We start from the raw sequence: 13,555 nt of genomic DNA, 5'->3' as shown, positions 1-13,555 counted from the left end.
GGGCCATTTCCGGCCCGCAGCTTGCGAAGCCATACCATGGACCGCACATCTGTTCCCAGGCACTTTGATTTCCTCCAGGCGCTTTGACGGCTACCAGGCCCGATCCGAAGGAACCGCCATGCAGACCACCGGCGCGGCCGGCCATGAGCCAGGAACAGGAACCGGTCGGGCCGGCCTGGTGAAGCGGCTGCTGCCGCTGGCGGCAATCCTCGCAGGCATCGCCCTGGTCTTCGCCTTCGACCTGGACCGCTGGCTGAGCTTCGATGCGCTGGCGGCGAACCGGCAGGCGCTGACGGCGTTCGTCGAAGCCAACCACCTGCTGGCAGCCCTGTGCTTCATCGGCGCCTATGCGCTGGTGGCGGCGCTCAGCATTCCAGGCGCGATCTTCCTGACGCTGGGCGGCGGATTCCTGTTCGGGACGTGGGCGGGGGCGGCCTATTCGGTGACGGGAGCGACGCTGGGGGCTACTGCCATCTTCCTGGCGGCCCGCACCGCGCTTTCCGACCTTCTCCGCGCCAAGGCCGGCCCCTGGCTTCATCGGCTGGAGGCGGGGTTCAGGGACGGGGCTTTCAGCTATCTGCTGTTCCTGCGGCTGGTGCCGGCCTTCCCCTTCTGGCTGGTCAATCTGGTGCCGGCCTTCCTGGGCGTGAAACCCGGCACCTTCGTGCTGGCCACCTTCATCGGCATCATCCCCGGCAGCCTTGTGTATGCCAGCGTCGGCAACGGGCTGGGCTCGGTGTTCGAAGCGGGGGGCACGCCCGACCTTTCCATCATTTTCCGGGCGGAAATCCTGCTGCCCATCCTGGGGCTTGCTGTGCTGGCCCTGATCCCCGTCGCGGCCAAGCGGCTGCGCGCTCGCAAGAGCTGACCCGAGAGGAGCGCGCCGATGGCTGAGACGATCACCGCCGACATCTGCATCATCGGGGCCGGGTCCGGCGGGCTGTCGGTGGCGGCAGGGGCGGCCCAGCTCGGCCGCAAGGTGGTGCTGATCGAGAAGCACCTCATGGGCGGGGATTGCCTGAACACCGGCTGCGTGCCGTCCAAGGCGCTGCTGGCCGCGGGCAAGGCGGCGCACGCCATCCGCACCGCCGGGCGCTTCGGCGTCGTGGCGCAGGAGCCGGAGATCGACTTCGCCAGGACCCACGCGCACGTTCACGGCGTCATCGCGGCTATCGAGCCCAACGATTCGGTGGCGCGGTTCGAGGGGCTGGGGGTGCGGGTGATCCTGGCCGCCGCCCGCTTCGCCGGCCCGGATACGGTGGAGACGGATGCCGGCCATGTGGTCCGGGCCAAGCGATTCGTCATCGCCACCGGCAGTCGCGCCGCGACACCGCCGATCCCCGGCATTGAGGCGGTGCCCTATCTCACGAACGAAACCCTGTTCAACCGGACCGCCTTGCCCGGCCACCTGCTGATCATCGGCGGCGGCCCCATCGGAATGGAGATGGCGCAGGCGCACCGTCGCCTGGGGGCGAAGGTCACGGTGGTCGAGCGCTCCACCATCATGCCCAAGGACGATCCGGAGCTGGTGGCGGTGGTGCGCAAGGCCCTGACCGCGGAGGGCATCGACATCCGCGAGGGGGCGGAGATCCTGCGGGTGGAGAAGGCGGGGGACGGCATCGCCATCGTGCTGAAGTCCGATGGCGGGGAGGAGCGGGTGGAGGGCACGGAGCTGCTGGTGGCCGCCGGGCGCAAGGTCAATGTGGACGGGCTGGGGCTGGAGGCCGCCGACATCGCCTTCACCCCGAAGGGCGTCACCGTGGACAGCGGCCTGCGCTCCACCACCAACCGCAGGGTCTATGCGGTGGGGGATGCCGCGGGCGGGCCCCAGTTCACCCATGTGGCCGGCTACCATGCCGGGGTCGTGATCAAGGGCATGCTGTTCAAGCTGCCCTCCAAGGTGGATTACAAGGCGCTGCCCTGGGTCACCTACACGGACCCGGAACTGGCGCAGGTCGGGCTGACGGAGGCCGCGGCGCGGGAGCGGCATGGCGACAAGGTGCGCGCCGTGTCCTGGCCCCTGCATGAGAACGACCGCGCGCAGGCGGAGCGGCTGACCGAGGGCTTCGCCAAGGTGGTGACCGATGCCGGGGGCCAGGTGCTGGGGGCCGGCATCGTCGGCGCCCATGCGGGGGAGCTGATCCAGCCCTGGGCGCTGGCCATCACCGCCGGGCTGAAGCTGAACGCCTTCACCAGCATGATCGCCCCCTATCCCACGCTGGGGGAGGTCAACAAGCGCGCCGCCGGGGCCTTCTTCACGCCGAAGCTCTTCAGCGCCGGCAGCAGGCGGCTGGTCTCCTTCCTCTCCCGCTTCGGCTAGGCCTCTTGGCAAGCCCCTCCCGACAGGCGCATCAATGCGCCGAAGAAGACGAGCGGCCGAAGAAGACGAAGGGCCGAAGAAGACGAGGGAGGGAGCGCATGGCCTGGGACCCGCAGAGCTACGAACTGTTCCAGGCGGCGCGGCTGCGCCCCGGCCACGATCTGATCGCGGCCCTGCCGACCATGCATCCGGACCGGATCGTCGATCTGGGCTGCGGCACCGGGCGGCTGACCCGGATGCTGGCCGACCGTTATCCGGCGGCCCGCGTGGTCGGCATCGACAGCTCCCAGAGCATGCTGGCGGAGGCGGCGCGCAGCCAGTCCCGCGTGGCGTGGGAGCTGGCGGATATCGGCCAGTGGAAGCCGACCCAGCCGGCCGACCTGATCTTCTCCAACGCGACCCTGCACTGGCTGCCGGACCATTCCCGCCTTTTCCCCCGCCTGCTCTGCGCGCTGAAGGCGGGCGGCGTGCTGGCGGTGCAGATGCCCCGCAACTTCGACGCGCCCAGCCATGCGCTGATGCGGGATGTCGCCGCGCAGGGCCCCTGGGCGGAGAAGCTAGCCGGCAAGCTGGTGCATGAACATGTCCAGCCGCCCCGCCAATACTGGCGCTGGCTCTCCCCGGTCTGCTCCTCGGTCGAGATGTGGGAGACGGAGTACCTGCATGAGCTGGACGGGACGGACCCGGTGCTGACCTGGGTACGCGCCACCGGACTGCTGCCGGTACTGGAAACGCTGAAGGGGGCGGAGCTGGAGGATTTCCTGGCCACATACCGCGACCGGCTGCGCCAGGCTTACCCGCCGGAGAAGAACGGCAACACGCTGTTCCCCTTCCGCCGCCTGTTCCTGATCGCGCGGAACTGACAGGGGGTGAGGCGCCGTCGACGCCGGACCAATACCCCTACGCCGTGTACCGTAATGCATTGAGCAGCTTACGATTCTTCCTTGCGCCCCCGGCTCTCGGACCCACATGGACCTTGAGAAAGGGAGGTCGCGCATGCCCAAGGTGCTGCACAAAGGTCCGCTGGTCTTCTCCGGCTTCTTCGCCGTCGCGTCGCTCGGCATGACCCTGTTCGGATCGCTGCCGACGCATCTGGCGGTGACGGCCAAGATCCTGATGCTGATCTATGCGGGCCTGCTCTTCGCCCTGGCCTTCGCGCCGGTGAAGGAGCCGGGAAGGGCAGTGGCCGCCAAACAGCGGGAACCAGCCTCCTCCAGCGAATTGGGACCGCGCGCAGCCGTTCCGAATCGTATATAAGGGGGTAGGCCCGCCGGCCGGCGTGCCCGTGGAGATGCGCGCCCCATGAACCCGCTTGAGATCGCCGTCTATGTGATGGTGCTGACCTCCGGCACCGATCCCTTCACCTGCACCCGCATCGATCAGACCGTCGCCTGCAGCAATGGTCTCTCGGCCGCGCTGAACGGGGCGGGCGAGATCGAGTTCCAGACCGGTGTTTCGGTGGCGAAGCGCCCGGACGGGTCGCTCGCCTTTTCCAACGGCATCTCCAGCCATTGGGGCAGCGCCGGTTGGGTGCAGTTCTCCAACGATATCGCGGTGCGGCGCACGCGCGACGGAAGCTTCCGCTTTTCCAACCGTATGGTCTGCGCCCCGGCCGCCCGCGACGACCAGAATCGTGAGCGGGCCGCCTGCGCGCCGGAGAGCTAGGCATACCTCTTTAGAGAGTGAGGCGGCATTGCCACAGCCGGACGAAATCACCTGAACGCCGGCCCACGACGTTGACTTGAAACGCTGTGGTAAGCGTTGTACGGCAGATTTTGGCAGCCGCGGCGATCCGCCCCGGCCAACCGCCGGTCCTCCCATGCTGATCAACGCCTTGCGGATCATTCCGCTGCTCCTGATCGCCGCCCTGGCCGTGATGGCGTTCCGTGCGCCCGGCGTCCCGGCGGCCGAGGTGCGATACCTCCGCATCGCGGCCGGGCCGGCCACCTCGCTGTCCTATGAGGCGGGGGCATCGCTGGCAGCCGCGCTGTCGCGTCCTCCCGGAATGCCGCCCTGCGCTCCGGACCGGCCCTGTGGCGCTGCCGGCGTGGTCGCGTTGGCGCAGAGCCTGAACGGTTCGCAGGACATTATCCGCGCCGTCGCGGCGGGTGAGCTGGAAACCGGCCTCGCCCCGGCGCAGGCGGTGTTCGGCGCCCGCTGCCCGTCGCGGGCGGAGGACCCGCGCGCCGATCTGGTCATTCTGGGCGACCTCTATGCGGAAGCGCTGCATGTGCTGGTCCGGCCGGGACTTGGCATCTCGACGCCCGCCGACATCCGTGGTCGCCGCGTCGCGGTAGGCCGCGTCGGCACCGAGGCCCGCCGGTTGGCCGACCGCATGCTGATGGCGCATGGCCTGCGACGCGCCGACGTGCGCATGGTCCAGGTCGGCGGGGCCGATGCGTTGGAGGCGATGCGGCGGGGCGAGGTGGATGTGCTGTTCCGCATTTCAGCCTGGCCGGACCCGGACGTGGCGGAACTTGCCGCGGAAGGCGTCGCCCATCCCGTCCCTGTGACGGGGGAGGGGGCGGAGGCCCTGATGCGCATGCATCCCTTCGCCGGTCCGGGCCTGATCCCCGCCGGCCTTTATGGCGAGACGGGGGAGGTGGAGACCCTGCTTCAGGCCACTGTCTGGTTCAGCCGTCCCGACCTGGACCCTGTCCAGACCCTTTCCCTGACCGAGGCCCTGGCGCTTCCCGCCAACCGCAGCCTGCTGGCCAGCGGGGATGGGCGGCTCCGCCTCGTCGATGCCGCCGGCGCCCGTCTGGCCGCCCCCTGCACCCGGCCGCCGCCAAGGCCTACGGCATGCATGGCGAAGTCCTTCCCTGCCCTGGGGAGTAGGTCGCAAGGAGCCGAAGGCGTATTGCGACGGGTGGGTCCATTCGACGCCGTCCTCCCGGTGGAGGGGGCGGTGACAGTTCGAAAGATGAAAATGATGGAAAGGATGAAAATGATGGACCTGCCGGGCGTCGGCAGGGTGCCGACCTCTTGAACGTGATTGGCGGCTACGCCGCCGCGCCGCAGGCAGGATCAAGGCAACCCGAGTCTTCACCGAGCAACCCGCGCGCTCCGCTCCATCATCTTCATCCTGTTCATCATTTTCATCTTTCCAGATGTCGCCGGCCCGGCCATTAGGCGCTTTCCGCGCGGGCTCCGGCGACTGGCTTATCACCAGGCAAGGATGGATAGGATGGCGCGCGGGACCGGCGGAGCCAGTCCTGGATTACCGACCTGCACTGGCAGATGATGGGGGCTCCGTCATCCTATGCATCCCATTCATCCTTGCCCACATCCCGAAACAAGCCTCCCCACAGGAAGGACGGCGTCCAATGGCGCGGATGAGCGATGAATGTCGGCCACGCTGCGCGTGACCGACCTACGGCTCTGCGGTGTACGAGCCCAGGCGGCGGGGCCGCTACGGACCTATGTCCGGAGTAGGTCAGTCACGCGCAGCGTAGCCGACAGGAGTGTCTGCGCTTCGGCATCGAGGTCCGAGACATCATGAATGATGAAAAAGATGAAGAGGATGAAAATGATGGACCGGGCGCGCCGCAGGCAGTAATCAAGACCGGGCAGGAGCTAAGGCGGAGTTAGATAGCCCCACACCATCATTTTCATCCTCTTCATCATTTTCATCTTTCGAGATGTCACCAACCCAGACATTTGGCTCGGTTCGCGCAGGCTCCGGCAGGCATTCGGTTATCAGGCAAGGATGAATAGGATGAATAGGATGAATAGGATGAGGGAGAGCACTTCATCCGCCGGTGCAGGCTGGTGATACAGGACTGGCTCCGCCGGTCCGGCGTGCCATCCCATTCATCCTATTCATCCTTTCCAAAACCCAGACAAGCTCTCCCCACAGGAAGAACAGCGTCGAATGGCTCAGATGCCTGTCGGCCACGCGGCGCGTGACCGACATACGGCATGAACCGAGGCGGCGCCGTCGCAATCCGCCTGCGGCTCCTTGCGATCTACGGCGTGAGCCTTGACCCTCCTGCTTCCGCATGGTCAGTGTCGGGCGGACCCGAGACGCAGACGAGGACCCGTTCCATGTTCCTTCCCCAGGAAACCATCCGGATCAAGCGCGACGGCGGGCGGCTGAACGACGACCAGATCGCGGAGTTCATTGCCGGCCTGACCGACGGCCGGGTGACGGACGGGCAGGCCGCGGCCTTCGCCATGGCCGTCTTCCTGCGCGGGATGGAGGAGGGGGAGCGGGTGGCCCTGCTGCGCGCCATGACCCGGTCCGGCCGGGTGCTGGACTGGGGGAATGCGCGCCTCGGCGGGCCGGTGCTGGACAAGCATTCCACCGGCGGCGTCGGCGACAAGGTCAGCCTGGTGCTGGCCCCGGTGGTGGCGGCCTGCGGCGGCTTCGTGCCCATGATCTCCGGCCGCGGTCTGGGCCATACCGGCGGCACGCTGGACAAGATGCAGGCCATTCCCGGCTATGAGGCGCTGCCGGACATCGCCACGCTGCGCCGGGTGGTGGGCAATGTCGGCTGCGCCATCGTCGGCGCCACCACCGACATCGCCCCGGCGGACAAGCGCCTCTACGCTATCCGCGACGTCACCGCGACGGTGGAGAGCATCGATCTCATCGTCGCCTCCATCCTGTCCAAGAAGCTGGCCGCCGGCCTCCAGGGGCTGGTGCTGGACGTGAAGCTGGGCAACGGGGCCTTCATGGACAGTGCGGAGCGGGCGGAGGCCCTGGCCACCGCGCTGGTAGAAACCGGCAACGGGGCCGGCCTGCCCACCGTGGCGCTGCTGACCGGCATGGACCAAGTGCTGGGCCGCACGGCCGGCAACGCGGTGGAGGTGGCGGAATCGGTGGAGATGCTGCGCGACGGCACCGGCGACTCGCGGCTCTGGGCCGTGACGCGGGAGCTGGCGGCGGAGATGCTGGTGCTGGGCCGGCTGGCCGACAGCCTGGACGCCGCCCGAATCAAGGCCGACCGGGCCCTGCGCAGCGGGGAGGCGGCGGAGCGGTTCCAGCGCATGGTGACCGCGCTGGGCGGCCCCTCCGACTTCGTGGACCGCTACCAGGACCATCTGCCCAAGGCCCCGGTGGTGCGGGAGGTGCGGGCGGAACGGCCGGGCTTCGTCACCGCCCATGCCACCCGCGACATCGGCCTTGTGGTCGTGGCGCTGGGCGGCGGGCGCACCAAGCCGACGGAACCGGTCGACCATGCCGTCGGCCTGACCGAGGTGGCGGCGCTCGGCACGGAGGTCGGGCCGCAGGGCGCCCCCCTCTGCATCCTGCACGCCCCGGACGAGGAGGCGGCGGACATGGCGGCGGCCGCGATCCGGGCGGCGATGCCGGTGGGGGACAGCCGCCCGGCGGACCAGAATCCCATTGCGGGCCGCATCGCCAAAGGGTAGACGCTCCCCCCGCCGGAAGGCGCGGAGCTGACCGCCGCGCACGGCCAGCGGGAGCGTCCAGCATGATCAAGATCGTCCGCGCCAAGTTTCATGGCATCCGGGTCACCGGGGCCGACCTGGACTATCACGGCTCGATCACCCTCGATCCGGAGCAGTGCGCTCTGGCCGGCATCTATCCGCTGGAATTCGTGGAGATCTGGAACAAGAGTTCCGGTGCCCGCATCTCCACCTACGTGATCTTCGGGGAGCCGGGGTCGCGCGCCTGCGTGCTGAACGGGGCCGCGGCCCGCACCTGCCAGAAGGGGGATGAGGTGATCATCGCCGCCTCCCTCTCCATCGAGCCGCAGCAGCTCTACACCGTGAAGCCCAAGGTGCTGACCTTCCACCCCGACAACCGTGTGGACCGGGTGCTCCAGTACGACGTCTACAAGTCCGACGAGCGCGACTTCGACTTCCGCACCCTCGACATCACCGAGGGGGAGGAGAACGCCCCGGTGCTGAGCGTGCCGATCCGTTAACCACGCTTAACCGGACATACCATTTCCTCGCCCGTGCCATCGCATATGGACCGGGGCGGGAACGGCCACTTCCGCTTATAGTCCCGCCCGCGGCGAAGGGGCGGGCGCGCAGGGGTGCGCCAGTGGTCCCGGCATGCGCCGCCACAGGTGGACCGCGCATGAGCACCGTCACATCCGGCACGGAGGAGAAGATCGCAGGCGGCATCATGCTGGCGGTCGGGGCCTTCGCCCTCTACAGCATGATGGATGTGGCGGTGAAGCTGCTGGCGGGCCGCTATGCCGTGCCGCAGATCATTTTCTTCAACTGCATCTTCTCCCTGTTGCCGATCCTGGCCTATGCGGCCATGACCGGCGGGGTGGTGAACAATGTCCGCACCCGGCGGCCGGGAATGCACATGCTGCGCTCCGGCATCAGCGTGGTGGGCGGTCTCTGCACCTATTTCGCCTATAGCCGCATGCCTATCGCGGATGCCTATGCGTTGGCCTTCACGGCCCCGCTTTTCATCACGGCGCTCTCGGTTCCGATCCTGGGGGAACAGGTGGGCTGGCGGCGCTGGACGGCGGTGGGCGTCGGGTTCGCCGGGGTGCTGGTGATGCTGCGGCCGGGGGCCGGCGTGATCGACATCGGGGCCTTCGCCTCGCTGGGCGGCGCGCTCTGCTACTCCGTCAACATGCTGATCGCCCGGATGATGCGGGGAACGGAAAAGCCGGTCAGCTTCGCCTTCTACGCCACTGTGGTGAACCTGCTGGCCAACGGCCTCCTCCTGTCCTTCGTCTGGGTTCCGCCCACGCTTCAGGACATCGGCGTGCATGCGGCGGTGGGGCTTATCGGCGGGTGCGCCGTGATCGCGCTGCTGACCGCCTTCCGGCAGGCCCCCGCCGCCGTGGTGGCCCCGTTCCAGTACAGCCAGATGGCCTGGGGCGTGCTGTCCGGCTACCTGATCTGGGGCTATGTGCCGGATATCTGGCTCGGCGTCGGGGCCGCCATCGTGATCGGCAGCGGCCTCTACATTCTCTACCGGGAGACGGTGGTGGGCCGCGGCGTGGCGGCCAAGGTGGTCTCCCCTGCCGCTGGCACCGTGCGCCCCGTGGCGGAGCAGGCGGCGACATGACGGCGGAAACCACGGGCCGGAGCACGAATCTCACCGGCATCCTTCTGTTCCTTGGCGCGATCTTCTGCTTCGGCGTCATGGATACGATGATCAAGTACCTGTCGGGCAGCTACGGAACCTGGCAGATCATGTTCTTCCGCGCCTTCTTCGCGCTCGCCCCGCTGGCGGTGCTGGTGGCCCGGTCGGGCGGGATCGTGGCGCTGCGCACCCGAAGGCCGCTGGCGCATGTGCTGCGCTCCATCGCCGGGGTGGCCGCGGTCTTCTGCTTCTTCTTCGCCTTCGCCTACATGCCGCTGGCCGACGTCTACGCCATCGGCTTCGCCGCCCCGCTCTTCGTCACCGCCCTGTCGGTGCCGGTGCTGAAGGAAAAGGTGGGCTGGCGGCGCTGGGCGGCGGTGCTGGTGGGGTTCGTAGGCGTGCTGGTGATGCTCAGGCCGGGGGCCGGGGTGTTCAGCCTCATCGCCCTGGCGCCGCTGGTCGGTGCCTTCCTCTATGCCCTGCTGATGCTCTATATCCGAGTCCTGTCGCGGACCGAGACCAACGCCGCCATCGTCTTCTATTTCATGGTGACCACGGCGGTTGTGGCGGGCATCGCCATGCTGCCGGACTGGGTGACGCCCGGCCCGGCCGATTTTGCCCTGCTGATCGCCACGGGCGTTGTGGGCGGGGTGGCGCAGATCCTGTTCACCCAGGCCTTCCGGCTGGTCAGCCCCTCCCTGGCGGCCCCCTTCGAGTACACTGGCATGCTCTGGGCCGTCGGATTCGGCTACCTGATCTTCGGCGACATCCCCGACCGGGCGATCTGGATCGGCAGCGCCATCGTCGTGGGCAGCGGGCTCTATATCCTGCACCGGGAAACCATGCATTCACGCGAGGGGCAGTAGGGTTCTTCCCTTCCGCCGCGACCTGACCCTTGGCGGAATGGTTGCCGCTTGGCATTGTTGGGTGTCCGCTCGACAGGATTAGACATTTCGAATGCGAACCACCGGAGCTGCGCGCACCACCGTCTGGCCGGGACGTCCCTATCCCCTCGGCGCCACCTGGGACGGGTCCGGGGTGAATTTTGCCCTGTTCTCCGCCCATGCCGAGCGGGTGGAGCTTTGCCTGTTCGATGAAACGGGGATGCGGGAGATCGACCGCGTCACCCTGCCGGACTGCACGGACGAGGTCTGGCACGCCTACCTGCCGGAGGCGCGGCCGGGGCTGCTCTACGGCTACCGCGTCCACGGCCCCTACGATCCCGCCCGCGGCCACCGCTTCAATCCGCACAAGCTGCTGCTGGACCCCTATGCCAAGTCACTGGTGGGGCCGATCCGCTGGTCGGACGCGCATTTCGCCTACCGCCTCGGCTCCAGCCGCGAGGACCTGTCCTTCGACCGGCGCGACAATGCCCGCGGCATGCCGAAATGCCGGGTGATCGACCCGGCCTTCACCTGGGGCGTGGAGCGTGCGCCGAACGTGCCCTGGGCCGACACGGTGATCTACGAGACCCATGTGCGCGGCATGACGCTGAAGCATCCGGAGGTGCCGCCGGCCCTGCGCGGCAGCTTCGCCGGCATGGCCAGCCAGCCGGTTATTGATCACCTGAAGGCGCTGGGCGTCACGGCGGTGGAACTGCTGCCGGTCCAGACCTTCGCCGATGAGCGGCATCTGGTGGAGAAGTCCCTGCACAATTACTGGGGCTATGCCACGGTGGGCTTCTTCGCGCCGCACCACCTCTATATGTCCGGCACCTCGACGCGCGAGTTCAAGACCATGGTGGCCCGGCTGCACGATGCCGGGATCGAGGTGCTGCTGGATGTCGTCTACAACCACACCGGGGAGGGCAACCATCTCGGCCCCACCCTGTCCTTCCGCGGCATCGACAATGCCAGCTATTACATCCTGAACCCGCACGACAAGCGCTACTATCTGGACCATACCGGCACCGGCAACACGCTGAACATCGCGCATCCGCGGGTGCTGCAGATGGTGATGGACAGCCTGCGCTACTGGGTCACCGAGATGCATGTGGACGGGTTCCGCTTCGATCTCGCCACCACCCTGGCGCGGGAGCCGCATGGCTACGACCCCGGCTCCGGCTTCCTGGATGCGGTGAGGCAGGACCCGGTGCTGTCGCGGGTCAAGCTGATCGCGGAACCGTGGGATGTCGGCCCCGGCGGCTACCGCGTCGGCCAGTTCCCGCCGGGCTGGGCGGAATGGAACGACCGCTACCGCGACACCACCCGCCGCTACTGGCGCGGGGATGAGGGGATGCTGCCCGAGCTGGCGGCCCGGCTCACCGGCTCCGCCGACCTGTTCGAGCATGCCAAGCGCAAGCCCTGGTCCAGCATCAACTTCGTCACCAGCCATGACGGCTTCACCCTGGCCGACACGGTGTCTTACACCCAGAAGCACAATGAGGCGAACCGGGAGGGGAACCGCGACGGGCACGACGCCAATTACAGCGCCAATTACGGGGTGGAGGGGCCGACCGGCGATCCGGCCATCCGGGCGCTGCGCCGGCGCCAGTCGCGCAACATGCTGGCCACCCTGCTGCTGTCCCAGGGCACGCCCATGCTGCTGGGCGGGGATGAGCTGCTGCGCACCCAAGGCGGCAATAACAACGCCTATTGCCAGGACAATGAGACGAGCTGGTTCGACTGGACGGCGGATGTCGATGGCGCCAAGGACATGACCGCCTTCGTCCGGCGCCTGACCGACCTGCGCCGCAGGCACCCGGTGCTGCGCCGGCAGCGCTTCCTGCACGGGCGGGAGCATTCGGGCGACGGCGTAAAGGACATCACCTGGATCACGCCGGAAGGCACGGAGAAGACGCCGGAGCAGTGGCGCAACACCCATGCCCGCTGCCTGGGCCTGCTGCTGAACGGTCGGGCCGGGACGCATCTGCGGCCCGATGGCGGGCCTGCCGCCGATGGCGTATTGATGCTGGTGCTGAACGCCCATCACGCGCCCGTACCCTTTATCCTGCCGCGATGGGAGGAGGGCCAGGGCTGGCGCTGCCTGCTGGACACCGGCCACGCCACAGGATCGCCCGGCGACCGGACGGAGCCGGCCGGCCAACCGGTGGAAATCGCCGGACGCACCACCCTGCTGTTCGAGCTGACCGCCCCGGAACCGGCCTCCGGCCCCGGGGATGCGGATGGCTGAATACGATCTCCGTCAGGTCCAGGTCTTCCTGATCGACCGGGAATCCAACATGCGCCGCTTGCTGCGCAGCATCCTGACCCGCATGGGAATGGAGAAGGTGCAGGAGTTCCCGGACGTCGCGGCGGCCATGGCAGCCTTTGCCAGCAGCACGCCGGACCTGATCATCGTGGATGGCGACCCGCCGGAGGGGGAGGGGTTCCGCTTCGTCCAGCAGTTCCGCCACGCCATGAACATCGCCAACCCCTTCGCCACGGTGGTGGCCACGACATGGCAGGCGACGTCCCAGTTCATGTTCCGCTTCACCGCCTCGGGCGCGGACGACATCATCCTGAAGCCCTTTTCCGCGAAGCAGGTTCAGGACCGCGTCGCCAAGCTGGTGGAGCATCGCCGGCCCTTCGTCGTCACCAGCGACTATATCGGCCCTGACCGCCGCCGCTCCCCGCGCGAGGGACAGCAGATCCCGCTGGTGGAGGTGCCGGACACGCTCCGCCTCAAGGCGCTGGGCCAGCTGGATCGCGGCGCGATCGGTGAGCAGATCGGCGCGGCGATGCATGCCGTCAACCATCAGAAGGTCGTGCGGCACGGCTTCCAGACCGCCTTCCTGACCCTGTTCGCCCTGCCGGGCCTGATGTCGGAGCCGCCGGAGCGGATGGCGGTGGACCATGCGCTGCGCATCATGCCGGTGGTGGAGGATCTGATGCGCCGCCTGCCCATGGGGGAGATGCGGATGAAGGCCGATCTCTTCGCCCGGGTTCTGGTCAACGCGGTGGAGACCTTCCGGCAGGACACCCAGCATTCCATCGCGGACCCGCTGACCCTGAAGCGCGCCGCCCTCGGCCTTGCCGCCCTGACCGCCCAGCGTGGCGACCAGTCCGTGCTGGAACAAGAGGTGATGGCTGCTGTTAATTCGTACCGCAACCGGCTTGCAGAGATGGTCCAGGCCAAGGCGCAGGCCTCCCAACCTACCGGGGCCGATCCGGCGGGCCCCATCATGGACGAGCAGGAGGAACCGCCTCCGCGTGAGGGTTGACCGCTCTTCCGGACGGCGGACGGAAACGCCACGGCCGATGACCCTGCCG

General features: G+C 68.2%; 12 protein-coding genes. All 12 read left to right on the top strand.

The window, feature by feature from the left end:
- Positions 1-118 precede the first annotated feature (118 nt).
- Complete coding sequence (locus tag DOL89_RS11405; RefSeq protein ID WP_119679267.1) at positions 119-868, top strand: TVP38/TMEM64 family protein; 750 nt, start codon at positions 119-121, stop codon at positions 866-868.
- Between the two features lie 18 nt (positions 869-886).
- Entirely contained in the window at positions 887-2,320 is a 1,434-nt protein-coding gene (locus tag DOL89_RS11400) for a dihydrolipoyl dehydrogenase family protein (RefSeq protein WP_119679266.1), read from the top strand.
- A 98-nt stretch (positions 2,321-2,418) separates the two neighbouring features.
- Positions 2,419-3,183 (top strand): methyltransferase domain-containing protein, encoded by a 765-nt coding sequence (locus tag DOL89_RS11395; RefSeq protein ID WP_119679265.1) that lies wholly within the window; start codon positions 2,419-2,421, stop codon positions 3,181-3,183.
- A gap of 133 nt (positions 3,184-3,316) precedes the next feature.
- On the top strand, positions 3,317-3,577 hold the full coding sequence (locus DOL89_RS11390; protein WP_119679264.1) for a hypothetical protein: 261 nt from the start codon (positions 3,317-3,319) through the stop codon (positions 3,575-3,577).
- A gap of 45 nt (positions 3,578-3,622) precedes the next feature.
- On the top strand, positions 3,623-3,985 hold the full coding sequence (locus DOL89_RS11385) for a hypothetical protein (RefSeq protein WP_119679263.1): 363 nt from the start codon (positions 3,623-3,625) through the stop codon (positions 3,983-3,985).
- 154 nt (positions 3,986-4,139) lie between these two features.
- Positions 4,140-5,309 (top strand): TAXI family TRAP transporter solute-binding subunit, encoded by a 1,170-nt coding sequence (locus tag DOL89_RS11380; protein WP_119679262.1) that lies wholly within the window; start codon positions 4,140-4,142, stop codon positions 5,307-5,309.
- Between the two features lie 1,058 nt (positions 5,310-6,367).
- On the top strand, positions 6,368-7,696 hold the full coding sequence (deoA, locus tag DOL89_RS11375) for a thymidine phosphorylase (protein ID WP_119679261.1): 1,329 nt from the start codon (positions 6,368-6,370) through the stop codon (positions 7,694-7,696).
- Positions 7,697-7,758: 62 nt separating this feature from the next.
- Positions 7,759-8,214, top strand: coding sequence for an aspartate 1-decarboxylase (locus DOL89_RS11370; RefSeq protein WP_119679260.1), 456 nt, complete (start codon positions 7,759-7,761; stop codon positions 8,212-8,214).
- Positions 8,215-8,372: 158 nt separating this feature from the next.
- Positions 8,373-9,326 (top strand): DMT family transporter, encoded by a 954-nt coding sequence (locus tag DOL89_RS11365; RefSeq protein WP_119679259.1) that lies wholly within the window; start codon positions 8,373-8,375, stop codon positions 9,324-9,326.
- A complete protein-coding gene (locus DOL89_RS11360; protein WP_119679258.1) occupies positions 9,323-10,210 on the top strand; it encodes a DMT family transporter in 888 nt (295 codons plus the stop codon). Before DOL89_RS11365 ends, DOL89_RS11360 begins: the two co-directional genes overlap by 4 nt.
- 91 nt (positions 10,211-10,301) lie before the next feature.
- Positions 10,302-12,476: a glycogen debranching protein GlgX gene (glgX, locus tag DOL89_RS11355; protein ID WP_119679257.1), complete on the top strand. Its 2,175-nt coding sequence runs from the start codon at positions 10,302-10,304 to the stop codon at positions 12,474-12,476.
- On the top strand, positions 12,469-13,506 hold the full coding sequence (locus DOL89_RS11350; protein WP_162937468.1) for a response regulator: 1,038 nt from the start codon (positions 12,469-12,471) through the stop codon (positions 13,504-13,506). The genes glgX and DOL89_RS11350 overlap by 8 nt, the downstream gene beginning before the upstream one ends.
- Positions 13,507-13,555: the final 49 nt, after the last annotated feature.

Origin of the sequence: Indioceanicola profundi (assembly GCF_003568845.1) — a bacterium.
GTDB lineage: Bacteria > Pseudomonadota > Alphaproteobacteria > Azospirillales > Azospirillaceae > Indioceanicola > Indioceanicola profundi.
The sequence above is the reverse complement of the archived record's forward strand: the minus strand, read 5'-3'. Positions and strand labels throughout refer to the sequence as shown.

Bases quoted from the DNA above. Each gene is read 5' to 3' on its own strand.
- DOL89_RS11390 (WP_119679264.1), top strand. From the start codon at position 3,317: ATGCCCAAGGTGCTGCACAAAGGTCCGCTGGTCTTCTCCGGCTTCTTC.
- DOL89_RS11370 (WP_119679260.1), top strand. From the start codon at position 7,759: ATGATCAAGATCGTCCGCGCCAAGTTTCATGGCATCCGGGTCACCGGG.
- DOL89_RS11360 (WP_119679258.1), top strand. From the start codon at position 9,323: ATGACGGCGGAAACCACGGGCCGGAGCACGAATCTCACCGGCATCCTT.
- deoA (WP_119679261.1), top strand. From the start codon at position 6,368: ATGTTCCTTCCCCAGGAAACCATCCGGATCAAGCGCGACGGCGGGCGG.
- DOL89_RS11400 (WP_119679266.1), top strand. From the start codon at position 887: ATGGCTGAGACGATCACCGCCGACATCTGCATCATCGGGGCCGGGTCC.
- DOL89_RS11385 (WP_119679263.1), top strand. From the start codon at position 3,623: ATGAACCCGCTTGAGATCGCCGTCTATGTGATGGTGCTGACCTCCGGC.
- DOL89_RS11380 (WP_119679262.1), top strand. From the start codon at position 4,140: ATGCTGATCAACGCCTTGCGGATCATTCCGCTGCTCCTGATCGCCGCC.
- DOL89_RS11395 (WP_119679265.1), top strand. From the start codon at position 2,419: ATGGCCTGGGACCCGCAGAGCTACGAACTGTTCCAGGCGGCGCGGCTG.
- DOL89_RS11350 (WP_162937468.1), top strand. From the start codon at position 12,469: ATGGCTGAATACGATCTCCGTCAGGTCCAGGTCTTCCTGATCGACCGG.
- DOL89_RS11405 (WP_119679267.1), top strand. From the start codon at position 119: ATGCAGACCACCGGCGCGGCCGGCCATGAGCCAGGAACAGGAACCGGT.
- glgX (WP_119679257.1), top strand. From the start codon at position 10,302: ATGCGAACCACCGGAGCTGCGCGCACCACCGTCTGGCCGGGACGTCCC.
- DOL89_RS11365 (WP_119679259.1), top strand. From the start codon at position 8,373: ATGAGCACCGTCACATCCGGCACGGAGGAGAAGATCGCAGGCGGCATC.